The organism is Mycobacterium sp. 2YAF39, assembly GCF_052114565.1.
Lineage (GTDB): Bacteria > Actinomycetota > Actinomycetes > Mycobacteriales > Mycobacteriaceae > Mycobacterium.
The window spans coordinates 117256-139489 of sequence record NZ_JBFREZ010000009.1; the positions used below are offsets into that span (position 1 = coordinate 117256).

Sequence of the window (22234 nt, forward strand, 5' to 3'; positions counted from 1 at the left end):
CATGCGACTGACTCGACAAATCGTCATCCAGCTGCTGGTCTTTTCCATCTTGGCCGTGGTCGCGCTGGGCATCATGGTCATCTCGTACATGCGCCTGCCCGCGCTCATGGGCATCGGTGAGTATCGCGTCACTCTGGAGATGCCGGAGGCCGGAGGCCTCTACGCGCGGGGAAATGTCACGTACCGGGGAACTCAGGTCGGCATCGTCAAGAGTGTCGACATCACCGACACCGGTGTCGCAGCACATCTTTCGCTCGATTCCGATGTCCCCATCCCCGCCGATCTCCGGGCCGAGGTGCACAGCCAGTCCGCGGTCGGTGAGTTGTATGTGCAGCTGATCCCGCTCAGCGGCGAGGGGCCGAAGCTGAAAGACGGCGACGTCATCCCGCAGGACCGCGCGAGGGTGCCCATCGACGTGAACACGGTCCTCGATGCGACCAACCGTGGTCTGGCCGCGATCCCGCGGGACAACCTCAGAACGGCAGTGGACGAGGCGTACACGGCGGTCGGTGGACTCGGGCCCGAGTTGTCGCGGCTGGTCGACGGCGGGACGAACCTGGCCATCGACGCGCGTGCGAATCTCGACCCGCTGACGACCTTGATCGATCAGTCGAAGCCGATCCTCGATTCCCAGACCGACAGTGGCGGCGCGATCGAGGCGTGGGCGTCGAACCTTGCGTCGATCACCGACCAACTGCAGTCGCAGGACGCAGCGGTGGCCGGCGTGCTGGAGAAGGGGCCGGGCGCGGCGGACGAGGTGCGGTCGCTGTTCGATCGGTTGCAGCCCACTCTGCCGATCGTGTTGGCGAACCTCGCCAACATCGGCGAGGTCGCCGTCACCTACCAGCCGAGTCTCGAGCAGCTGTTGGTGTTGTTCCCCCAAGGCACCGCGACGACTCAGGCGATCGGCGTCGCCAAGGCCAACACCAAACAGGACTACATGGGCGACTACCTGACGCTGAACCTCAACCTGAATCTGCCGCCGCCGTGCACGACCGGATTCCTCCCGACTCAGCAGCAGCGGGTGCCCGCGCTGGTGGACTATCCGGACCGGCCGGCAGGCGACGTGTACTGCCGCATCCCGCAGGATGCGCCGTTCAACGTCCGCGGCGCCCGCAACTTGCCATGTGTGACGGTCCCGGGCAAACGCGCCCCGACGGTCAAGATGTGTGAAAGCGGCGAGAACTACGTCCCGCTCAACGACGGCTACAACTGGAAGGGCGACCCCAACGCCACCCTTTCCGGGCAGCCGATTCCGCAGCTGCCACCTGGCACACCACCTGCACAAGTAGCTCCTCCGCAGGGTCCGGCGCCGCCGCCGATAGCGGCCGCCGAATATGATCCGGCGACTGGCACGTACGTTGGACCGGACGGACGTGTGTACACACAGTCCAACCTGGCCCGAAGCGCCGCAGAGGAGCAAACATGGCAGACGATGCTGCTGCCCCCGACGGGGAACTGACCGAAAGTTCGGCGGTGGAGGAGAAGTCCGACGTCGCCGAGCCCGATTCCGGAGCAGCCGAAGAGACTGTCAAGAAGGACGACGTGGCAGCAGCCGACGTCAAAGCGGACGACAAGACCGACGCGAACGACACAGAAGATACGGCCGCCGACGCCGAAGACGCGGACGACTCCGACGACGTCGACGAGGCCGCAGCCCCGCCGAAGCAGCGGATGTCGCACGTTCGGCTGGCCCTGATCGCCGGGCTGGTGCTGGTGCTGGCTCTTGGCGGGCTCACCGGCTGGCTGGGTTACAACGCCTACAACGCCTATCAGGCCAAGAAGGAACGCGAGCTGTTCCTCCAGGTCGGCAGGCAGGGCGCGCTCAACCTCACGACGATCGACTGGGAGCACGCCGAGGCAGACGTGCAGCGCGTGCTCGACTCGGCGACCGGAACCTTCTACGACGACTTCCAGAACCGCGCGGCGCCGTTCGTCGAGGTCGTGAAACAGGCGCAGTCGAAGTCAGTCGGCACCATCTCCGAGGCCGGGCTGGAGTCGGCATCCAGTGACGAGGCACAGGTCCTCGTCGCCGTCGCCGTCAACACCTCGAATGCCGGCGCACCCCAGCAGGAGCCACGAGCCTGGCGGATGCGGCTGACGGTGACCAAGGTTGGCGACGACGCCAAAGTGTCGAACGTGGAGTTCGTGCCGTGAGCAGTAGACACCGGATGCCCGCTGGCGGGCCCAAGAACGAGAAGGAAGCCACCGAGATGGCCGACGCCAAGACCGAGGATTCGGCGGAGGCCACCCCGGAGTCTGCGGAGGTCACGACCGAGGCGACTGAAGCGCCCGACACAGCGGCCACCGACACAGCAGCCGAAGACACATCGACCGCCGAAGATACAGCGGCCACCGACACAGCCGCCGCCGACACAGAAGACGCCGACGCTGCGGAAACCATCGAGGAGTCAACGGATTCCACCGAGGCATCGGACGGCGCCAAGCGGAAAATTCAATGGTCGCGGGTTTTCGCCTACGGCGTGCTACCGGCGCTTGCGCTCTTGCTCGCCCTTGGAGCGGGGTTCTCCCGGTGGGAGTACATCTCGAGCGACAACGGCGTATTGCCGCCTGCCGCCTCTGAGCAAAACCCCTCTCCGGCAGTCGAATCGATGAACGCGGCCAAGGACAGCACCATCAAGATGTTGTCGTACAAGCCGGACACCGTCGATCAGCAACTCAACGCTGCCCGCGATCTGCTGACCGGTGAATTCCGCGATTCGTACACGTCGCTGATCAACGATGTGGTGATTCCAGGCGCCCAGCAAAAGCAGATTTCCGCTGTCGCGTCCGTCCCGGCCGTCGCATCGGTATCGGCCGATACGAGGCACGCGGTGGTGTTGGTCTTCGTCAACCAAACGGTGCTCGTCGGCCAGGATCCTCCGTCCGACACCGCATCCAGCGTTCGCGTGACGTTGGAGAAGGTCGATGACCGCTGGCTGATATCGGAGTTCGAACCCGTCTGATGCTCGAACCCGAGACCATCGACGTCGCAACGCCTGCGGTACAGCTACGCGTCCTGTCGTGGGGACCGGAGGACGCGCCGATCGCGTTGTGCCTGCACGGTTTTCCTGACACCGCCCACGGGTGGCGCAAGGTGGCACCGCTGCTGGTCGACGCCGGCTGGCGTGTGGTTGCGCCGTTCATGCGAGGGTATGCGCCGTCGTCACTGCCGAAAGACGGCAGCTACCACATCGGGGCGCTGATGGATGATGCGCTGCGGATACTCGACGCGACAGGTGCGACGGGGCGCGACATCATCATCGGTCACGACTGGGGTGCCATCGCGGGTGCGGGACTGGCGGCGATGCCCGACAGCCCGTTCAAGAAGGCGGTGATCATGTCTGTCCCGCCGAGCGCGTCGTTCCGGCCGCCAGGGGGCCGGGTGGTCGACGTGGGACGCCTCGTCGCGACATTGCCCGCGCAGCTTCGGCGGAGTTGGTACATCCTCTATTTCCAGTTGCCTTGGCTGCCGGAACGTTCCACTGAATGGATCGTTCCGCGGCTGTGGCATAAATGGTCGCCGGGATACCGGGCCGACGAGGACGTGCGCTATGTCAAGGCGGCCATCGGCGCACCGGACCGGTGGCGCGGCGCGCTGGGTTACTACCGCACAGTCGTGCGTAACACCAAAGTGCCGGAGCAGTACGCAGAGCTCCATGAGCACTGGCTCGCTGCGCCGCGGATCCCGACGTTGTATCTACACGGCCGCGATGATGGTTGTGCCACAGCCGATTACGCGAACTGGGTCGAGAAGGTGTTACCGGCCGGCAGTGAGATCGGCATCGTCGAAGATGCCGGGCATTTCCTTCAGCTCGACCAGCCCGAGGTCGTCGGCCGCCAGATCGCCGACTTCATCGGGCCGGTGCGCTAGGCCCGCTTCATACCAGGGTGATTGCGGGCGACCATCGGCAACAACAGTCGCCGCGGTAGGTGCTGGTTGACGACCGCCGCCACGCGATTGGGTGCGCCGGGAACGATCACACGCTTGCCGGAGGCCAGCCCGTCGATGCCCGCTTTGGCCACTGTGTCGGCCTCCTCCCACAGGAACTTCGGCAACGACTTCTCGGCCTCTTCGTCAGGGATGCCCATGCCTTCACCGAAGCCCGTGCGTACCGGTCCGGGGCACAGCGTCGCCGCCGATACGCCCGTCCCGCGAAGCTCCTGGTGCAAGGCGTCGGTATAGGAGAGGACGAACGCCTTCGCCGCACCGTACGTCGCCTGGCCGGGCACCGGGCCGAATGCGCCGACGGATGCGACGTTGAGCACTGCGCCGCGGCCCCGGTCGACCATGTCGGGGACGAACCGGCTGCACAGGTCGACCACGGCGCTGACGTCGACCTCGATCAATCGGAGTTCGGCTTCGGGGTCGGATGCGGCGACCGGTCCGAGGTTGGACATCCCGGCGTTGTTGACCAGGATGTCCGCGACGAGGCCAAGCGCGGCGATCTGGTCGGGCAGGCTGGCTCGCTCGGCGGGCGCCGACAAGTCCACCGGCAGCACGTGTGTCTCGCCGCCCAGTGATTCCGCGATGGCGCGCAACCGGTCGGCGCGGCGTGCGATCAACACCAATTGGTAACCGCGGCAGGCAAATTCGCGTGCGAACTCCTCGCCGATCCCAGACGAAGCACCGGTGATGACTGCAGCGCAGCCCTGACGTGGAGGCGGAAGCATGCGCGAGAGCCTAGCCTGGATGCATGGCTGTCCGCCGGACCCGCCCCGGCGGCGACATTGAGCACCGATTGACTGCGGTGGATGCGCAGACGTACTGGATGTCGGCGAAGATCCCCAACGACACCGTCCTGCTGTACGGCTTCGGCGGCGTGACTGCCGATCCGGAAGCGGCCATCGAGGAGATCGCCGAGCGGGCCCGCGACTGTCCCGATCTGACGGTGCGCATCGAGGACGGCGGACGCCTGACGTACCCCGCTTGGGTGCATCGCGACGTCGAGCGCTCGCAGTTCGTGCTGCACGGCGGCGGCACGTTCCAGGGGTGCCTGGACCGGGTCGGCGAGGTCACCGCTGATCGCCTGGACCCGCGGGTGGCTGCGTGGCGGCTGCACGTCTTCACCGACGTCGAGGGCGTGCCCGGAGCGACGGGACCGGGGGCGGTGGCGGTGCTTCAGATCTCGCATGCGCTTGGTGGTGGCGGGCGAACGTCGGCACCGGCCGCGATCATGTTCGGCCGACGTGACGGTGTCGTGCCAGGAATCGATGACCCCCGCACAGGGCCTATCCGTATGCCGATCTTGGGATTTCTTGCTGCCCGTGCGCATCGTCGGATGGTCGAAGACACCGATGCGGGGAGGGTTCCGCCGCCGGCCGATCTGCGCCCGGCGCTACGAACCAATGCGCGGCCGGCGGGACCGCGACACATACGGACTGTGGTTGGGCGGCGGTCGGACCTGACTGGTCCCACTGTGACGGTCTCAGCGCTTTCGGCGGTATCCGTCGCGCTCGGTGAACATCTGCGGGGTCTCGGTGAGGACCCGTCGCAGTTGGGCGCCGAGGTGCCGATGGCGAAGCCACCGCCACGCTTGTCTTACAACCACTTCGGAAACGTTGGTGTCGGCCTGTACCCGGAGCTCGACGAGCCTGAGCGCGGCGTTCGGATCGCCGCCGACCTCGACGCCCGACGCCGCCGAGCGGCGCACGCTGGGGTGCGTGCCGCGGACTTGGCATTCGCGGCGACACCTGCGCCGCTATTGCGTTGGGGTATGGACCGATTCGATCCCGATGTCCGGGTGACGCAGGTGACCGGAAACACCGTCGTGTCCAGCGTGAACTTCGGCGCTGCGGACTTCACCTTCGGAGGTGCACCGGTGACAGTGGCGACGGCAGTCGCCGGGCTGTCGCCGATGATGGGTCTGACGCACGTGGTCGGCGGGGTCGGTGACATCATCGCGATCGGCGTTCACGCAGCCGAGTCCGCAGTCGGCGATATGGATTCTTACGTCGAACGATTGGCCGCGGCGCTCTGACGTTGTGGGACCATCGCCTCATGGAGCAGGGCGATCGCCTCACCGCGGAGCAGGTTCATAACGTGGCTTTCTCCAAGCCGCCCCTCTTCAAGCGTGGCTACAGCGAGGACGAAGTTGACGCATTCCTCGACAGCGTTGAGACCACTCTGCGAGATCCCACCGCAATCGGCGCACTCACTCCGCTGGATCTTCACAGTGTCGCGTTCTCGAGACCGCCGATCGGAAAGCGGGGTTACAACGAGGACGAGGTTGATGCGTTCGTCGAACTCGTCAGAATCGAACTGTCCCGACGCTGACTGCCCGCCCTCAGAAGGGTGGTGGTCTGTTGCGTTCGGCGACGTGGTCGTCGTTGAGGCGGCGTTGTTGTTCGAGGTATTCGCGCCGCGACTGTGCGCGGGTCTGCGTGCGGCGCGGCATCAGCAGGCCGCGGTTCGATTGAGCGGCAGCCCCATTGGCCGGTACACAGACGGGTGCGGTGGGCCGGCACAGCGACGGGAACTGTATTCGGCTGCCGGGGTGGGTGGTGTAGCGCTGACCGCGTGGTGAGCGCCAGTGGACGGTGCCGTCTGGGAGCTGTTCATCGCGCCAGCCCCAGAATGTCTTGAGCAAGTGGTGTTTTCGGCATAGACATTTGAGATTGGATGCCTGCGTCGGGCCGGCGGGGTAGGCGATGGTGTGGTCGATGTCGCAGCGGTCGGCGGGTTGATCGCAGCCCGGGAACCGACACGTCATATCGCGGCACCGCACGAACCACGCCAACACCGCCGACGGGATGTAGCGCCGCTCCGGCGCGGCGCCACCGGGATGGACGATCGGCACGATCTTTGCGGTGCCCGCGATCTTGGCGGCCAGCAGCGGGGCGGGCAGCATCCCGCCACCCAGCAGCGCCGCGGGTGCGGTGGCCGCCGGTCCCTGTGGTGGCGGCGTGGTGAGGGCTTCGCGGATCGTCATGGTGCGCAACTGTTCGGCAGTGGGCCCGGGTTCTGCTCGTCCGTCGAGCTGGGCGGGGGTGTCGTCGGACAGCGACTCTTCGTCGACCACGACGTGGATCACCACCGTGCTGGGCTGCACGCCGGCGGCTGCGCACTGCGGGTCATCGCATAAGCAGGTGAGTCGGTCGCCGCCGTGGGCCAACACACCCAACGCGTCGGCGCGGCGTTGTTCGTGGGTGCGCGGATCACCCTCGCAGAGGACGCCGGCCATGGCGTCGAGGCGTTGGTCGAGGGCCTCGGCGTCGGTGGCCAACACCTGCCCGGTGATGTCGGCGCTGCCCGACCCGTCGTCGGGGGTGTGGATATCGACATGGCGTCCACGGGAACGGTCTTCGGTGCGCCGCACCGCGGCGGGGTCGTAGCGGTCGACCCAGTAGTCGATGGCCTGCTCTGTCTTGGCTACCGACAGCGAGCCCCACCCGGTGAGGTGGGCGGCGATCTCGGTGTCCACCTTGGCCACAGCATCGCGATCGTGGATGAGCCGGGTGCGTGCGGACACCGCGGACACCAGCCGGTAGTTGATGGCGCCGGCGGCGAATACCTCGGCCACTCGCGGCAGGCGGTGCCGCAGGTCGTCGGCGACGACCAGTTGGTGGGCGGCCACCCCCAGCGACACGTTCTGCGCGGCGGCGATCGATGCGGCGACGGCGTCCCAGTTGTCCAGGCACCACTGGTGGCGTTCGGTAGACCCGTCCGCGGCGAGCATCCGTTCGAGTTCATCGGCCATCGCCGCCAGCCGCCGCGCGCAGGCCGCGTTCTCCACCCGCGCCCACGCCCCCACCGCGCTAGGGCCGCGGCTACCGGTGGCTGCTTCAACCAATGAATCGAACATACATTCGACACTAGCCGTGAAGCCGACACGAACAAGCAGGTCAAACCCAGGCTGTGGATAAATCAGCAATTGGGGATAACCATTCCTCCGACGTCACGCGCGCAGAGAACCGATCCCGATATCGAGCGCGGCCTCGAGGTAACTGAGGTCTCCGGTGGCCAGCATGATGCCGACGCCGCCCTGAATCCCGGCGAGCAGAGCGGCGGCGACTCGCTCCGCGTCGAGTCCATCCGACACTTTGTGGTCGGACTGCATATGCCGCACTCCCGCGGCGATCTCGTCGTGCCACTGCCGCATCAGGGCCGACGTGACTGCCTGGGCCCCGGGCGTCGCGCGGCCGATCTCTGACATCAACACCGACAGCGGGCAGTTCTGGCCTTGCCGCCGGTACCGGTTAACCACAGCGTCGCGCCATCGTTGCCAAGCCGCCCACGAAGTCAACTCCCCGAGATAGGGCTGCTGGTCGTCGAGGACCTGTTGCGCTTCGTGGGTGGCGACAGCCAGGAGCAACTGCTCCTTGCCATCCGGGAAGTAGTGGAAGAGTTGGCTTTTCGACGTCTCCGTCCGCGCCATGATGTCGTCGAGAGTTGCCACCGCGACGCCTTGTTCACGAATCTCGGCGGCGGCGCCATCGATGATCCGCTGGCGAGTCGCACGGCCCTTTGCCGTCAATTTCTGGACTTGCGAGTCCATTTTGATAAGCGAACCATGTGGACTCATGAGTGCAAACAGTACGCGGCTTGCGGGTCGCACAGCATTGGTCACCGGCTCCACCGGCGGTCTCGGCGTCGCTATCGCCGAAGCCCTCGCCGACGAAGGAGCGTTCGTTGTCGTCAGCGGCCGCGACAAGCAACGCGGTGATGCCGTCGTCGCCAACATCGGAAGCAGAACCGCCTTCGTGCCCGCCGACCTCGGTTCCGGCGAAGAGGGCGTGAAGGATCTGGCCGCGAGGGCCACGGCGGCGGCGGGCGGCCAACTCGACATCCTGGTCAACAACGCCGCCGTCCTCCAGATGCCGAAGCCCACCGCAGAAATCGACGAAACCGAGCTCCAATATGCATTCGCCGTGAACGTGTTCGCGCCGTTCCTGTTGACCGGGCTGATCGCACCCGCCATGGCCGAGCGTGGGCACGGCGCCGTTGTCAACGTCGGATCAAACACGGGACTGCGCGGCAGCGCCGGATCGGCCGTCTACTCGGGCAACAAGGCAGTCCTTCACTCGTTCACCAAGTCCTGGGCCGACGAATACGGCCCGTCCGGTGTCCGCGTCAACGCCGTCGCGCCCGGGCCCATCGCCACCGAGCGTGCCGCGGAGTTCGCCGAACACGTCGGGCCGATGCTGGCGCGCATTCCGTCACGACGGATGAGCACGCCTGCAGAGGTCGCCGCCGCAGTCACCTTCCTGGCCAGTGACGACGCCGCGAACATCCACGGGGCGATCCTCAGCATCGACGGGGGCTGGGCAGCGACTTAACACATGGCCTAGATTTTGTTGCATGACTGCATACGACTCCGCTGCTGACATCGGCCTACTGATCCTGCGAGTCGTGCTCGGTCTCACGATGGCCGCGCATGGCTACAACAAGTTCTTCGGCAAGGGCGGACTGAAGGGGACGGCCGGCTGGTTCGACAGCATGGGCATGAAACCAGGCATGTTCCACGCCCGAATCGCCGCGACCACCGAGATGTCCGCAGGCATCGGCCTGGCCGTCGGCCTGCTCACCCCGATCCCCGCCGCAGGCTTCGTGGCGCTGATGTTGGTGGCCGCGTGGACCGTGCACCGGCCCAACGGCTTCTTCATCGTCAAGGAGGGCTGGGAGTACAACCTGATACTCGCCGCCTCGGCCGTGGGGCTCGCGACGACCGGGGCGGGGCAGTACAGCCTCGACTACCTGTTGTTCCGCACTTCGGCCCTGTACGACTACCTGCACGGCTGGTGGGGCCTGGTCATCTCGCTCGGCCTCGGTCTCGCAGGTGGCATCGGCCAGCTGGCCATTTTCTACCGGCCCCCGGCCAAGGCCGACGCCGCCTAGCTTCTGCAAGTCCGGCGAACTGATTCCGCAGACCTAGAACACGTTCTAGTCTTTGCGCCATGGGATTTCTCAAGCCCGACATGCCTGTCGTCGACTTCGCCGAGTGGAGCAAGGGTTCACGCTCCGAGAAGATTCAGCCGATGGCCCGGCACTGGGCCGAGGTGGGCTTCGGCACGCCCGTCGTGATGCACCTGTTCTACGTCGTGAAGATCCTGCTCTACATCCTCGGCGGCTGGCTCTTCGCGCTGGCGACCAAGGGCGTGGACGGGTTCGCAGGAGTCGCTGACTGGTGGACGGAACCGATCGTGTTCCAGAAGGTCGTCCTCTACACGATGCTGTTCGAGGTCATCGGCCTCGGCTGCGGCTTCGGACCGCTGAACAACCGGTTCTTCCCACCGCTGGGATCGATCCTGTACTGGTTGCGGCCCAACACCATTCGGCTGCCCCCGTGGCCCGATCGGATACCGCTGACCAAGGGTGACGCCCGCGGCCCGGTCGACGTCGTCTTGTATGCCGCCTTGCTGGTGGTTCTCGTGGTCGCGCTGTTCTCAAACGGCACCGGCCCGGTTCCCTCGCTCGGCACCACCATTGGCGTACTACCGATGTGGCAGATCTGGACCATTCTCGGTCTGCTGGCCGTCGCCGGTCTGCGCGACAAGGTGATCTTCCTGGCCGCCCGTGGCGAGGTGTACGCCTCCTTCACGGTGGCGTTCCTGTTCGTGGGATACGGGGTCGACATGATCATCGCCGCCAAGCTGGTGTGCGTCGCCATCTGGATGGGCGCTGCGACGTCAAAACTCAACAAGCACTTCCCATTCGTGATCTCGACGATGATGTCGAACAATCCGCTGATCCGGACGAAGTGGCTGAAGCGACGGTTCTTCGAGAAGTTCCCGGACGATCTGCGTCCCGGCCCGGTATCGCGATTCATCGCGCATTTCAGCACCGCGATCGAGATGCTCGTTCCGTTGGCGTTGCTCTTCTCCCACGGAGGCTGGACCACATACATTGCCGCGTTCGTCATGCTGTGCTTCCACTTCGGTATCCTGTCGGCGATCCCGATGGGGGTGCCGCTGGAGTGGAACGTCTTCATGATGTTCTGCGTCATAACGCTTTTCGTGGGTCACGCCGAAGTCGGTCTCTCCGATATGACCACACCGCTTCCCATCGTCCTCTTTGCCCTCCTGGCCACCATCGTGGTGCTCGGAAACCTGTTCCCGCGCAAGATCTCGTTCCTTCCCGGCATGCGGTACTACGCAGGCAACTGGGACACCACGTGGTGGTGCATCAAGCCGTCGGCCAACGAGAAGATCGAGCAGGGACTCGTCGCCATCGCCAGCATGCCGGCCTCTCAACTCGAGAAGGTCTACGGCAGTCCGGAACAGGCGATGATCTATCTCTACAAGGGATATGCGTTCCGCGGCTTCAACTCTCACGGCAAGGCACTACTGACCCTCGTGCACAACGCCTTGGCCGGTCGCAACGAGGACGAGTACGTCATCACCGAGGGCGAGCGACTCTGCAGCACGGCCGTCGGCTGGAATTTCGGCGACGGCCACATGCACAACGAGCAGCTGATCGAAGCGATGCAGAAGCGGTGCCACTTCGAACCCGGTGAGGTGCGCGTCATCATCCTCGACGCGCAACCGTTCCACCGGCAGCGCCAGGAGTACCGCTTGGTCGACGCCGCGACGGGGGAGTTCGAGCGTGGCTACGTGAACGTCTCTGACATGGTGACGGGCCAGCCGTGGAGCGACGACATCCCGGTGCACGTGACGTGGTCGGCGACGACGACTAGCCCATGACGTCGCGGACCTTGACGTCCTCGAGCCCCTCCAACATGAGGTTGCGCGCAACGTCGAGGTGCTTGCGCCAATGAGCTTCGGCAGCGGCGCCGTCACCCGAGCGCAGCAGCTGCATCAGCCGCCGGTACGAGCGCATGAGCTTGTCGTAGTCCGCCTTGGACACCGGGCGGCCTTCCTTGAACACGAAAGCGGTGTGCCGCACGGTGATTTCGTGCAGCATGCCCGCGATCATGGCAAGCGTTGCATTGCCCGACAATTCGACGAGGCGGCGGTGAAATGTGCCTGTCGTCTCGGCAAGCCTGTCGGACTGCCAACTGGCGGGGATGTCTTCGGCAAGCATCCGGTCGAGTTCGTCGAACGCTTCGGCCGTGCCGGACTCGGCGAGCAGGCGCGCCGCAACGGGTTCGAGTCCCGACCGTGCCACCATCGCGTCGGCGATGGTGGCGCCCGAAAGCTCCAACAGCAGGCCGGCTGGACGCGCCACGATCTCGGGGCCGGGCACTCGGACGCGGGCACCGGTGCGGGAGCCGCGCCGGACCTCCACGAGGCGTTCGGACTCCAGCACCCGGACGGCCTCGCGCAGCGTCGGCCTGCTGACGCCGAAGTGGGTCATCAGCTCTGCTTCGTTGGGGAGGAAGTCGCCATCCTTGAGCTGGCCGTCGACCACCATGCGCCGCAACGTGCCGGCAACGAGTTCGGCGGTTTTCGGCGACCGGACCGCCGTACCGCCACCGACGCCGTCCGGCCCGATCATCGGCGCCAACGGTGTACTTCGAGCCACTCCACACTCCCAGGACAGATGCGGCTGGCCGTATAAACCAGCTATGCAACTCAGTAAACCATGTGGAAGAACTAGTGGGTGGGCAGCGACGTGCCCGACCCTGCCTACCAACCAGTAGGTTGACCTAGTAAACTTTGTTCTCTACGTTCGGGGTTACTCTTCGGGACTGACACGACTTTCAAAGGAGATAGGTCATGGCTGAAGCCGTCATCGTCGAGGCTGTCCGGTCACCGGTCGGCAAGCGCAACGGTGGATTGTCGGGTGTTCACGCAGGCGAGTTGTCGGCTCAGGTGCTCAGCGGACTGGCCGAGCGCTCGGGCATCGACCCGGGCATTGTCGACGACGTCATCTGGGGTTGCGTCATGCAGGCCGGCGAACAGGCGCTCGATATCGCGCGTACCGCTGTGCTGGCCGCGGGCTGGCCCGAGACGGTGCCGGGCGTGACCGTCGACCGGCAGTGCGGTTCGAGCCAGCAGTCCATTCACTTCGCCGCTGCGGGAGTCGTCGCGGGACACTACGACGTCGTCGTCGCCGGCGGTGTCGAGTCGATGTCGCGCACACCGATGGGCGCCTCCCTGGCCAATGGCGGCCACCCTTACCCGGAGGCCTTCCGCAACCGCTACAAGCAGACCCCGAACCAGGGCATCGGCGCCGAGATGATCGCCGAGCAGTGGGGTTTCGACCGCACGGCCGTTGATCAGTACTCGCTGGACTCTCACGAAAAGGCCGCGGCCGCACAGGATGCGGGTGCCTTCGACGACCAGATCGTCGGTATCAAGGATCAGGACGGCAATGCCGTGCTCAAGGACGAGGGCATCCGACGCGGCACCACCATCGAGAAGATGGCGGGCCTGAAGCCGGCGTTCAAAGAGGACGGCGTGATCCACGCGGGTAACTCCAGCCAGATCTCCGATGGATCGGCCGCCATCCTGTTCATGTCCGCCGAGAAGGCGAAGTCGTTGGGGCTCAAGCCGCTTGCCAAGGTGCACACCGCCACGCTGGCGGGTTCTGACCCGGTGATCATGCTGACCGCGCCGATTCCCGCGACGCAGAAGGCGCTGAAGAGGTCGGGCCTGCGTCTCGAGGACATCGGCGTGTTCGAGGTCAACGAGGCGTTCGCCCCTGTGCCGCTGGCGTGGCTCAAGGACATCGGCGCCGACGAGAAGAAGCTCAACCCGAACGGCGGTGCCATCGCACTCGGCCACCCGCTCGGCGGCTCCGGCGCCCGCATCATGACCACGATGCTCTATCACATGCGGGACAAGGGAATTCAGTACGGTCTGCAGACCATGTGTGAGGGTGGCGGCCAGGCCAACGCCACCATCATCGAGCTGCTGTGACCGCTGACGTGACCGCCCCGGCCGCTCTCACCGAGCGGCGGGGCAACGTCCTCGTCATCACGCTCAACCGGCCGGAGGCACGCAACGCCGTCAACAGCGCGGTGAGTGTCGCGGTCGGCGATGCACTGCAGGCCGCGCAGGACGATCCCGACGTGCGTGCCGTCGTCATCACCGGAGCGGGTGAATCCTTCTGCGCCGGGGCAGATCTGAAGGCGATCTCGCGCCGCGAGAACCTGTTTCACCCCGACCACGGGGAATGGGGTTTCGCGGGGTACGTACACCACTACATCGACAAGCCGACGATCGCCGCCGTCAACGGCACCGCGCTCGGCGGCGGAACCGAGCTCGCACTCGCCAGTGATCTGGTGGTCGCAGAGGAGCGCGCGAAGTTCGGATTGCCCGAAGTCAAGCGAGGATTGATCGCCGCCGCGGGCGGGGTGTTCCGCATCGTCGACCACCTGCCGCGCAAGGTCGCGATGGAACTGCTCGTCACGGGTGAACCGATGAGCTCGGCAGATGCGCACAGGTGGGGCCTCATCAACCAGGTCGTGCCCGACGGCACCGCGGTCGATGCGGCGCTCGCGCTCGCCGAACGGATCACCTGCAATGCGCCCCTTGCGGTATGGGCGAGCAAGAGAGTCGCCATGGGCGTCGACGACGGCGTGATCGTCGGCGACGAGGCCGGCTGGAACAGGACGATGCGCGAGATCGGCACATTGATCCGTTCCGAGGATGCCAAGGAAGGACCACTGGCCTTCGCGGAGAAGCGCCAGCCGGTCTGGAAAGCCAAGTAAGCCAAGTAAGCCAGTAACCGAAGTAGGAGAAACCAGTGAAGCGCACGATTTACGACGCCGAGCACGAGGCGTTCCGCGACACCGTCCGCGGTTACATCGAAAGTGAACTCGTTCCCAATACCGAGAAGTGGGAGGCCGACCGCATCGTCGACCGGTCGGCATATGTGGCCGCGGGCAAGCACGGACTCATCGGGTTCAACATGCCCGAGGAGTTCGGTGGCGGCGGCACCGACGACTTCAGGTTCAACGCGATCATCGACGAGGAGATCGCCAAGGCGGGCGTTCCGGCGCCCGCGCTGAGCCTGCACAACGACGTCGTCGGCCCGTACTTCAAGGACCTGACCAACGACGAGCAGAAGAAGCGCTGGCTACCCGGCATCACGAGCGGCGAGACCATCATCGCCGTCGCGATGACCGAACCCGGCGCGGGCAGCGACCTGGCGGGCATCCGCACCTCGGCGGTGCGCGACGGCGACGACTGGATCGTCAACGGCAGCAAGACCTTCATCTCGTCGGGCATCAACTGCGACCTTGTCGTGGTGGTCTGCCGCACCGATCCGGAGGCCGGACACAAGGGCTTCACGCTCCTGGTCGTCGAGCGCGACATGGAGGGCTTCACCCGCGGCCGCAAGCTGGACAAGATGGGCCTGCACGCCCAGGACACCTCCGAGTTGCACTTCGAGAACGTCCGCGTGCCCAACGCCAACCTGCTCGGCAAGGAGGGGCGCGGCTTCTACCACCTGATGACCAACCTGCCGTCGGAGCGGCTCTCGATCGCGATCACCGCGATCGCCGGTGCGCGCGAAACCTGGCGTCAGACACTGCAGTACGCCAAGGACCGCAAGGCCTTCGGCCAGCCGATCGGCAGCTTCCAGCACAACCGGTTCCTGCTCGCCGAGATGGACACCGAGCTGGAGGTCACCGAGACCTACATCGACCGGTGCCTGCAGGGTGTCGTCGACGGTGAGCTGTCCGCGGTCGAGGCGGCGAAGGCGAAGTGGTGGGCGACCGAGACCGCCAAGAAGATCGTCGACCAGTGCGTGCAGCTGCACGGCGGCTACGGCTACATGCTGGAGTACCGCGTGGCGCGCGACTACGTCGACGGTCGCATCCAGACGATCTTCGGTGGCACCACCGAGATCATGAAGGAGATCATCGGCCGCGATTTGGGGCTCTAGCTCAGGCTGGTTCGAGCAGCGCGGCGGGACCGCGGGTCATCAGCTGACGGCCCACGATGATCCGCTGGATCTCGCTTGCGCCCTCCCAGATCCGTTCCACGCGAAGCTCGCGGAACATCCGCTCGGCGACGTTCTCGCGCATGTAGCCACGGCCACCGAAGATCTGCACGGCGCGGTCGGCGACCCGTCCCGCCATCTCGGAGCAGTACACCTTCGCCATCGAGGCCTGTCCGTGCAGGGTCTTTCGGTCGTGTCCGGCGTCGATGCCTCGGGCCACCTCGTACAGCATGGCTCTGGCCGCGAACAGTTCGGTCGCGTTGTCGGCGAGCATGCCTGCCACCAACTGGTGCTCGCCGAGCGCCTTGCCGTCCACCATGCGTGTCTGCGCGAACGCCGTCGTCTCGTCGACGAGGCGCGAGGCCGCACCGACGCAACGCGCGGCCACCATCATCCGCTCGAACCGGAACCAGTCCTGGGTGAACGTCATCGGACCGCCCTCGGTTCCGACCAGGTTCGCCAAGGGAACTCGGACGTCGTTGAACGCCACGATCGGATGCTCGTCGGCGATGTGATGCGAATAGTGGGGTGTGCGAACCACTTCCACGCCCGGCCACGGCAGGTCGACCACCAGCAGCACGTGGTCGCCCTCCGGTAGGACGGCTTCGACGAACACGTAATCGGCGAGATTGAACGAGGTCACGTGCCACTTGACGCCGTTGACGACATACTCGTCGCCATCACGGTGGGCAGTCGACACCAGTGCCGACACGTCGGAGCCTGCGAACTCCTCGGTGATCGCGTAGGCCTCGTGTTTCTCCCCGCGCACCGACGGGAGCAACCAGCGTTCCCGTTGGTAGTCGGTGGCCACGTCCACCCACCACTGCGGTGGGGTGGCCATCACCCAGGCGAGTCCGTTGGTCACCCGGCCGCACTGTTCCTGCACCAGCACCTGCTGCAGGGCGGTATAGCCGGGGCCACCGACTGATGCCGGCATGTTGGTCGCGTACAGACCCAATTCGATTGCACGCGCATGATGCTCGGCCGTGATCTCCTTCGGCAGCAGCCCGCCGGCCAGCTCGGCGTCCACCTCGTGAGGCATCAGCGTCTCGACGAAGGCTCGCGCGGTGTCGCGAATGCGCAGATCCTGTTCGGTCAGGCCGTACATCCTTACCTCCACCTATTGACTGAGCGTTCAGTCTATGCCAGCGTTCCGTACTATGACCAGCTCCCGCAGCACCGACGTCGTGGTGGTGGGCGGTGGAACGGTCGGCGCCTGGACGGCCGTGCTGCTCGCCGAGAGCGGCGTACGAAATGTCGTCCTGCTCGAAGCCCGAACGCTGGGTGACGGCGCAAGCAGCCGCGCCGCAGGGATGGTCCGCGCTCAGGGCGGCACCGAAGCGGCGATCCAGCTCGGCATACGCACTCAGGAGTTCTACGCCGCCAGCGGTGACCGGTTCCCGCTCGACTGCGGCTTCGTCGCCCAGGGGTATCTGATGCCGTGCTTCTCGCAAGCTGAAGTGGAGCAGGCGCATCAGCGGATCGCGCTGCAGCGTTCGCTTGGGCTCGACGTGGAGTGGTGGTCGTCCGACGACATCGATGCCCGCAACACCGGCCTGGCGCCGGGGACGACGCTCGGTGCGTCGTATGCACCCGGAGACGGATACATCGATGCGCCACGCAACGTGCTGGCGTACACCGCCGCGCTCACAGCGTGCGGCGTCGATGTGCGCGAACATTGCGCATTCACCGGGCTTCGCACATCGGGCGGCCGCGTGGTGGGTGTCGACACCTCCGACGGCCCGATCGACACCGAACGCGTCGTGCTGACCGGCGGCCCGAAACTCGGCAAGGTCGGAGAGACCGCCGGAGGACGGATACCTGCGGGCGGTGCGCGACATCAGGTCGTCGTCACCGCGCCCGTCACAGCGTTCGACGTGCACGACGTCCCTATGGTGTTCGACCTCCCGTCCGGAATCTATTGGCGTCCAGGCGAAGCCGGCGGCTTGCTATGGGGCATGAGCAACCCCGACGAGGCGCCGGGTGTCGCCGCGGACTTCGACGAGACCTACTATCGGAAGGCCCGGGACCGCATCGAGGAAGTGCTGCCCGGCGTCAAAGGCCTCGGCCTGCGGCGCATGTGGGCGGCGACCATCGACTACACACCGGACCATCTGCCCATCCTCGGACCGCTGCTGACCGACGACGGCCCTGTCGAGGGAACGGTGGTCGCCAGCCCTGCCGGGCACGGGATGATGTGGGGCCCGGCTGTCGCGCAGGTGGCCGCCGACCTGACCACGACCGGCGAATGCCGATGGCTCGACCTCACCGACCTCGGGCTTGACCGCTTCGACGCCGACGGTAACAGTCGCGTTGCCCCAGAACCGATCTCACTACCCTTCCCGGAGAAAGCGACACTGTGAACACTATCGACACCGCACTACTCACCAAGGCCGCCGACGCGGAACTCGAGGACTGGGGCCCGCTTGCCGAAGCGACAGGTGATCCGATGGCCACGCACGGTCTCGAGATGTGGGTGGACGATGACAAGTCCGCAGGCATCTGGCAGTGCACGCCGGGACCGTCCTACTGGGTTCAGGAGGAGAACGAGGTCATCTACGTCCTGTCCGGCCGGATGACTGTCACACCCGACGGTGGCGAACCCGCCGAGATCAAGGCGGGCGACATCGCGGTGTTCCCGACCGGCTGGAAGGGCACTTGGGATTTGCACGAGACGGTACGGAAGGTCTATTCGATCTTCTGATTCGTCACGGCGGCCGGGGGATCATCACGGCGTCCACCGCGATCACTCCGCGCGGTGTCGCGATGACGGGGTTCGCCTCCACCGCATCGAACTCGTCGCCGCGATCCACAGCCAGCTCCGAAACGCGGACGATGACCTCCGCCAGCGCGTCGATGTCCACCGCGGGCGCGCCGCGCCAACCGGCGAGTAGTGGCGCCACCCGCAGACTGTCGAGCATCCGCAGTGCCAAGGGCCGCGACAGCGGCGGGCATGCCACCACACGATCTTCCATCAACTCGACGAGCGTGCCGCCTGCGGCGACCACCACCAGCGGACCGAACGCGTCGTCTCGCACGAACCCCACCGAGATCTCCACACCGCCCTCGACCATCGTCTCGACGGTCACCGCAGGTCCCAGACGCTGTGCCATGGCTCCGTAGGCCGCCGTCAACGCCGCGTCGTCGGCGACGCCCAGGACGACGCCGCCGGCCTCGGTCTTATGCAGCACACCAACGGTTTTGAGCGCCACCGGATAGCCGAGGTCATCCGCTGCCGCCAACACCTGGTCGAGCGAATCCGCCGACCGCGTTTCCACCACCGGGATCCCGTAAGCGGCGAGCACCTCGGACGCCGAGGCGCCCGCGCTGATGTCGCGGCGACGACCGGGACTCGGTACCTCCTCGACGGGAAGTGGCCAGCGCGCGAGATGACCGAGCGCGGCCAGTCCACTACGCGCGGATTCGAGCACGGGAATCCCATTGTCGCGCAGCCGTTGCGCCGTTGGCCGATCGATCGCCGAAGACACGGACGCAACGACCGCGATCGGCGCCTCGGTCTCGGCCGCAACATCCAGCACCGCGTCGGCATAGGCGGTGTCGTCGTCGAATTCGGTGACGAGATCGACCGCAAGGGCGGTGACGCCGACGCCGGGGTCGTCGACCATCGCACGCAGACAGCTGCCGAACAGGGTGCGGGTCTCGGCACCCGTGCCCCACACGTCCAGTGGGTTGGTGGCGGCCAGGCCCTCGTCGAGCAGCGCACCGATCGCGGCGAGCGTGTCGTTGGCCAGGTCGGCGAACTCGACGCCAAGGTCATGAGCGAGGTCGGCGACCAGCGCGCGTTCGGCGCCGGAATCGTGCACGGTCGCGATGCCGCCGCCGCTGGATTGCCTTGTCGCCGAAAACAATTCCAGCGTATCGGCGAACTCGGCGAGGTCGCTGACGTGAATAGCGCCGGTGGCCGCGCAGAACGCGTCCCATGCCGCGCGATCACCTGCGAGCGCACCCGAGTGTGCCGCCACCATCGCCTTACCCCGAGGTGATCCACCCACGGTCAGGATCACCGCCGGCACGCCCTGGCCCGCCGCTCGCAGCAGCGCATTTCGCAGCCTCGGCACGTCGCGCGGTGTCTCCATGAGCAGCGCGATGATGCGGGTATCGGGATCATCGAGCGCGTACTCGACATAGTCTGCGGCGTTGGTCACCAGTTCCTGGCCGGAGGACACCGCAAGACGGAAACCGAACCCGCGCCTCGCGCGCAGCAGCGTCGAGAACGCCGACCCGGAATGCGTGATGAAGCTGATTCCGCCGGACGGCAACGGATCCGGCTCCAGGTAGCCCAAGGCTCGCACACCGTGCGCGTTGTCGATGAAGCCCATGCATCCGGCGCCGCACACGGCCATGCCTGCACTTGTGGCAATCGCGGTGACCTTGTCGCGCAATCCGTGCGCGGAGCCGAACAGCACCGCCCCTCTCACACCGATCGCCGCAGCGGACTCCAGCTGCTCGAGCATGGCCGCGTCGGGCACCCCGAGCAGCACCAGGTCGACGTCGTCATCGAGATCGGTCAGCGACGGCGCGCAGAGCGCATCTCCGATCCGGTTGTAGCGGGGATTGACCAGATGCACACGCGCCGAACCGCGCTGGGCCTCCACCACCATCCTCGAGCCGAAGCTGCCGGGTCGGGGGCTGGCACCGACGACGGCCATCGATCGGGCGCCGAGCATGGCGGCGACGGCCGTGCGCCGCGCTTCGCTCATGCCCCCTTGCGCCCGAAGCGCCGCTTCTTGTCCGCGATAGCTGCCCGTGAGGCCTGCCATCCGGGGATTCCGCAGACGCCGCCGCCGGCGTGGGTGCCCGAGCTGCCGTTGTACAGCCCCGCGATCGGCGTGCGGTAGTCGGCGTATCCAGGTGCAGGCCGCATGTGGAACAACTGCTCCAGCGACAGTTCACCGTGGAAGATGTTGCCGCCGATCAGGCCGTACTCCTGCTCCATCTCGTACGGGCCGACGACGTCGCGGTGCGTGATCGACGCCTTGAAGCCCGGTGCCACCTGGTCGTAGGTATCGATCACGCGGTCGGCGTAGGCGTCGAGCTCCTCGGTGTGCGGCGCATTCGCCCACTCGGCGGGCACCCACTGGGTGAACAGCGACATGATGTGGGTGCCATCGGGATTCAGCGTTTTGTCCAAGGTGGTCGGGATGACGCCGTCGCTGAACGGCAGCACCGCGGGCTCGCCGACGCGCGCGTCCTGGAACGCGGTTTCCAGGTACTCGATGGTCGGCGCCATCTCGATCGACCCGGTGAGATGTTCGGCGATCCCCGAACTCGGATTCGCCGTGAAGCTCGGCAGCTCCGCCAGCGCGACGTTGATCTTCACCACGCCGCTGCGGGTCTTGAAGCGTTCGATGTCGCTGACGAAGTCGTCGGGCAGTTCGGACGGCGAAAGGTGTTCGAGGAAGGCGATCTTCGGATGCAGCGTGGTGATGACAAGCGGTGCGGTGATCTCTTCACCGTTCGCCAGAACCACACCCCGCACCTGGCCGCCGCGGGTCAACACGCGGGAAACCTTCGCCTTGGTGCGGATCTCGGCGCCGAAACTCTTCGCGGATCGCGCGATGGCCTCCGACACCCCGCCCATACCACCCTCTGGGTAGCCCCAGCTGCCGAGCTGGCCGTCGCCGACGTCACCGATCGAGTGGTGCGCCATGACGTAGGCGGTTCCCGGCTCACACGGCCCTGCCCAGGTCCCGATGATGCCGTTGACCGCCATCAGACCTTTGACTTGCGGTGATTCAAACCAGTCGTCGAGGAGGTCGGCGATGCTCATGGTCAGCAGTCGGGTGATGTCCGCGGTGAGGCGGGGCGTGATCTTCTTGCGCAACGGCCAGGCCAGCTTGGCGAGGTCGAGCAGATCTGACGGTCGCTTGGAGCCGACATTGGGCGGCACCTGCGTCAGCAGCGGTCCCATCACCTCGGCGATGCCGCCGATCCAGTCGTAGTACTCGGGCAGCGCGTCCGCGTCCTTCTTGGAGAACTTGGACAGCTGCTCGTGGGTGCGCTTGGGGTCGTCCTCGTAGATGATCAGCGAGCCGCCCTCGGGAAAGGCCTGGTAGGACGGGCCCATCGGATGCACCTTGTAGCCGTGCCGCTCGAGTTCCAGCTCACGGACGATGGTCGGCGGCATCAGGCTCATCACATACGACAGCCGGGTGACCCGCAGGTGCGGGGCGTCGTCCCACGGCGCCTCCGTGGTGGCCGCTCCACCTAGTGACCCGCGGCCTTCGAGAACCAGGGTCCTGGCTCCGGAACGGGCGAGGTAGGCCGCAGACACCAGCCCGTTGTGCCCGCCACCGATGACGATTGCGTCGTAACCGTTCGACATGGACGTCTCACTTTCGTCGGCGCCGCGTGCGTCCTGACTGACTGTTCAATCTAACCAAGTGTTAGGCTGTAGACAAGAGCAACGATGCACTTCGG

The 22234-nt window shown here is 66.1% G+C and carries 20 protein-coding genes and 2 pseudogenes; 15 read left to right on the top strand and 7 right to left on the bottom strand.

Annotation, left to right across the window (positions count from 1 at the left end; genetic code table 11):
- Position 1 precedes the first annotated feature (1 nt).
- The 4 genes from AB4Z42_RS23580 to AB4Z42_RS23595 are packed head-to-tail and all read left to right on the top strand — an operon-like array spanning position 2 to position 3874.
- The gene (locus tag AB4Z42_RS23580; protein WP_442011653.1) at positions 2 to 1462 is read left to right on the top strand and encodes an MCE family protein; all 1461 of its coding nucleotides are present in this window, start codon (positions 2 to 4) and stop codon (positions 1460 to 1462) included.
- Entirely contained in the window at positions 1426 to 2157 is a 732-nt protein-coding gene (locus AB4Z42_RS23585; protein WP_442011654.1) for an Mce protein, read from the top strand. The genes AB4Z42_RS23580 and AB4Z42_RS23585 overlap by 37 nt, the downstream gene beginning before the upstream one ends.
- A 56-nt stretch (positions 2158 to 2213) precedes the next feature.
- Entirely contained in the window at positions 2214 to 2966 is a 753-nt protein-coding gene (locus tag AB4Z42_RS23590) for a hypothetical protein (RefSeq protein WP_442011715.1), read from the top strand.
- Complete coding sequence (locus AB4Z42_RS23595) at positions 2966 to 3874, top strand: alpha/beta fold hydrolase (RefSeq protein ID WP_442011655.1); 909 nt, start codon at positions 2966 to 2968, stop codon at positions 3872 to 3874. Before AB4Z42_RS23590 ends, AB4Z42_RS23595 begins: the two co-directional genes overlap by 1 nt.
- Here the strand turns inward: AB4Z42_RS23595 and AB4Z42_RS23600 are convergent.
- Entirely contained in the window at positions 3871 to 4674 is an 804-nt protein-coding gene (locus AB4Z42_RS23600) for an SDR family NAD(P)-dependent oxidoreductase (RefSeq protein WP_442011656.1), read from the bottom strand. The genes AB4Z42_RS23595 and AB4Z42_RS23600 overlap by 4 nt on opposite strands.
- 23 nt (positions 4675 to 4697) lie before the next feature.
- Here AB4Z42_RS23600 and AB4Z42_RS23605 point away from each other — a divergent pair, with 23 nt between their 5' ends.
- The 3 genes and pseudogenes from AB4Z42_RS23605 to AB4Z42_RS23615 form a co-directional block, all read left to right on the top strand.
- Positions 4698 to 5981, top strand: coding sequence for a DUF1298 domain-containing protein (locus AB4Z42_RS23605; RefSeq protein WP_442011657.1), 1284 nt, complete (start codon positions 4698 to 4700; stop codon positions 5979 to 5981).
- 20 nt (positions 5982 to 6001) lie between these two features.
- Positions 6002 to 6118, top strand: a pseudogene (locus tag AB4Z42_RS23610) (DivIVA domain-containing protein); the annotation flags it as partial.
- Between the two features lie 27 nt (positions 6119 to 6145).
- Positions 6146 to 6271: pseudogene (locus AB4Z42_RS23615) on the top strand (DivIVA domain-containing protein); the annotation flags it as partial.
- Positions 6272 to 6287: 16 nt separating this feature from the next.
- Here the strand turns inward: AB4Z42_RS23615 and AB4Z42_RS23620 are convergent.
- Both AB4Z42_RS23620 and AB4Z42_RS23625 read right to left on the bottom strand, forming a co-directional pair.
- Positions 6288 to 7805 carry a DUF222 domain-containing protein gene (locus AB4Z42_RS23620; protein WP_442011658.1) on the bottom strand — a complete coding sequence of 506 codons (1518 nt, stop codon included), beginning with the start codon at positions 7803 to 7805 and terminating at the stop codon, positions 6288 to 6290.
- A gap of 93 nt (positions 7806 to 7898) precedes the next feature.
- Positions 7899 to 8498, bottom strand: coding sequence for a TetR/AcrR family transcriptional regulator (locus AB4Z42_RS23625; RefSeq protein ID WP_442011659.1), 600 nt, complete (start codon positions 8496 to 8498; stop codon positions 7899 to 7901).
- 25 nt (positions 8499 to 8523) lie between these two features.
- Between AB4Z42_RS23625 and AB4Z42_RS23630 the strand changes: the two genes are divergently transcribed.
- The 3 genes from AB4Z42_RS23630 to AB4Z42_RS23640 are packed head-to-tail and all read left to right on the top strand — an operon-like array spanning position 8524 to position 11643.
- A complete protein-coding gene (locus AB4Z42_RS23630) occupies positions 8524 to 9279 on the top strand; it encodes an SDR family NAD(P)-dependent oxidoreductase (RefSeq protein WP_442011660.1) in 756 nt (251 codons plus the stop codon).
- Between the two features lie 22 nt (positions 9280 to 9301).
- Positions 9302 to 9838, top strand: coding sequence for a DoxX family protein (locus tag AB4Z42_RS23635; RefSeq protein WP_442011661.1), 537 nt, complete (start codon positions 9302 to 9304; stop codon positions 9836 to 9838).
- Positions 9839 to 9897: 59 nt separating this feature from the next.
- Positions 9898 to 11643: a DUF3556 domain-containing protein gene (locus AB4Z42_RS23640; RefSeq protein WP_442011662.1), complete on the top strand. Its 1746-nt coding sequence runs from the start codon at positions 9898 to 9900 to the stop codon at positions 11641 to 11643.
- On the opposite strand, the gene AB4Z42_RS23645 is transcribed toward AB4Z42_RS23640, so the two are convergent.
- Positions 11633 to 12424, bottom strand: a complete 792-nt coding sequence (locus tag AB4Z42_RS23645) for a FadR/GntR family transcriptional regulator (RefSeq protein ID WP_442011663.1) — start codon at positions 12422 to 12424, stop codon at positions 11633 to 11635. The genes AB4Z42_RS23640 and AB4Z42_RS23645 overlap by 11 nt on opposite strands.
- 194 nt (positions 12425 to 12618) lie before the next feature.
- Between AB4Z42_RS23645 and AB4Z42_RS23650 the strand changes: the two genes are divergently transcribed.
- Genes AB4Z42_RS23650 through AB4Z42_RS23660 form a run of 3 tightly spaced genes read left to right on the top strand, consistent with a single transcriptional unit; the run spans position 12619 to position 15736 of the window.
- Entirely contained in the window at positions 12619 to 13764 is a 1146-nt protein-coding gene (locus AB4Z42_RS23650) for a thiolase family protein (protein WP_442011664.1), read from the top strand.
- On the top strand, positions 13761 to 14558 hold the full coding sequence (locus AB4Z42_RS23655) for a crotonase/enoyl-CoA hydratase family protein (RefSeq protein ID WP_442011665.1): 798 nt from the start codon (positions 13761 to 13763) through the stop codon (positions 14556 to 14558). Before AB4Z42_RS23650 ends, AB4Z42_RS23655 begins: the two co-directional genes overlap by 4 nt.
- 35 nt (positions 14559 to 14593) lie before the next feature.
- On the top strand, positions 14594 to 15736 hold the full coding sequence (locus AB4Z42_RS23660) for an acyl-CoA dehydrogenase family protein (RefSeq protein WP_442011666.1): 1143 nt from the start codon (positions 14594 to 14596) through the stop codon (positions 15734 to 15736).
- A gap of 1 nt (position 15737) precedes the next feature.
- On the opposite strand, the gene AB4Z42_RS23665 is transcribed toward AB4Z42_RS23660, so the two are convergent.
- A complete protein-coding gene (locus AB4Z42_RS23665; protein WP_442011667.1) occupies positions 15738 to 16913 on the bottom strand; it encodes an acyl-CoA dehydrogenase family protein in 1176 nt (391 codons plus the stop codon).
- A 40-nt stretch (positions 16914 to 16953) separates the two neighbouring features.
- Here AB4Z42_RS23665 and AB4Z42_RS23670 point away from each other — a divergent pair, with 40 nt between their 5' ends.
- Positions 16954 to 18156, top strand: a complete 1203-nt coding sequence (locus AB4Z42_RS23670) for an NAD(P)/FAD-dependent oxidoreductase (RefSeq protein ID WP_442011668.1) — start codon at positions 16954 to 16956, stop codon at positions 18154 to 18156.
- On the top strand, positions 18153 to 18497 hold the full coding sequence (locus AB4Z42_RS23675; RefSeq protein ID WP_442011669.1) for a cupin domain-containing protein: 345 nt from the start codon (positions 18153 to 18155) through the stop codon (positions 18495 to 18497). The genes AB4Z42_RS23670 and AB4Z42_RS23675 overlap by 4 nt, the downstream gene beginning before the upstream one ends.
- A 4-nt stretch (positions 18498 to 18501) precedes the next feature.
- Here AB4Z42_RS23675 and AB4Z42_RS23680 read toward each other — a convergent pair whose 3' ends face one another.
- Entirely contained in the window at positions 18502 to 20514 is a 2013-nt protein-coding gene (locus tag AB4Z42_RS23680) for an acetate--CoA ligase family protein (RefSeq protein ID WP_442011670.1), read from the bottom strand.
- Complete coding sequence (locus AB4Z42_RS23685) at positions 20511 to 22139, bottom strand: phytoene desaturase family protein (protein WP_442011671.1); 1629 nt, start codon at positions 22137 to 22139, stop codon at positions 20511 to 20513. The genes AB4Z42_RS23680 and AB4Z42_RS23685 overlap by 4 nt, the downstream gene beginning before the upstream one ends.
- Between the last annotated feature and the right edge of the window lie 95 nt (positions 22140 to 22234).

Bases quoted from the DNA above. Each gene is read 5' to 3' on its own strand.
- AB4Z42_RS23590 (WP_442011715.1), top strand. From the start codon at position 2,214: ATGGCCGACGCCAAGACCGAGGATTCGGCGGAGGCCACCCCGGAGTCT.
- AB4Z42_RS23650 (WP_442011664.1), top strand. From the start codon at position 12,619: ATGGCTGAAGCCGTCATCGTCGAGGCTGTCCGGTCACCGGTCGGCAAG.
- AB4Z42_RS23600 (WP_442011656.1), bottom strand. From the start codon at position 4,674: ATGCTTCCGCCTCCACGTCAGGGCTGCGCTGCAGTCATCACCGGTGCT.
- AB4Z42_RS23580 (WP_442011653.1), top strand. From the start codon at position 2: ATGCGACTGACTCGACAAATCGTCATCCAGCTGCTGGTCTTTTCCATC.
- AB4Z42_RS23640 (WP_442011662.1), top strand. From the start codon at position 9,898: ATGGGATTTCTCAAGCCCGACATGCCTGTCGTCGACTTCGCCGAGTGG.
- AB4Z42_RS23630 (WP_442011660.1), top strand. From the start codon at position 8,524: ATGAGTGCAAACAGTACGCGGCTTGCGGGTCGCACAGCATTGGTCACC.
- AB4Z42_RS23605 (WP_442011657.1), top strand. From the start codon at position 4,698: ATGGCTGTCCGCCGGACCCGCCCCGGCGGCGACATTGAGCACCGATTG.
- AB4Z42_RS23670 (WP_442011668.1), top strand. From the start codon at position 16,954: ATGACCAGCTCCCGCAGCACCGACGTCGTGGTGGTGGGCGGTGGAACG.
- AB4Z42_RS23635 (WP_442011661.1), top strand. From the start codon at position 9,302: ATGACTGCATACGACTCCGCTGCTGACATCGGCCTACTGATCCTGCGA.
- AB4Z42_RS23595 (WP_442011655.1), top strand. From the start codon at position 2,966: ATGCTCGAACCCGAGACCATCGACGTCGCAACGCCTGCGGTACAGCTA.
- AB4Z42_RS23585 (WP_442011654.1), top strand. From the start codon at position 1,426: ATGGCAGACGATGCTGCTGCCCCCGACGGGGAACTGACCGAAAGTTCG.
- AB4Z42_RS23625 (WP_442011659.1), bottom strand. From the start codon at position 8,498: ATGGACTCGCAAGTCCAGAAATTGACGGCAAAGGGCCGTGCGACTCGC.
- AB4Z42_RS23620 (WP_442011658.1), bottom strand. From the start codon at position 7,805: ATGTTCGATTCATTGGTTGAAGCAGCCACCGGTAGCCGCGGCCCTAGC.
- AB4Z42_RS23685 (WP_442011671.1), bottom strand. From the start codon at position 22,139: ATGTCGAACGGTTACGACGCAATCGTCATCGGTGGCGGGCACAACGGG.
- AB4Z42_RS23680 (WP_442011670.1), bottom strand. From the start codon at position 20,514: ATGAGCGAAGCGCGGCGCACGGCCGTCGCCGCCATGCTCGGCGCCCGA.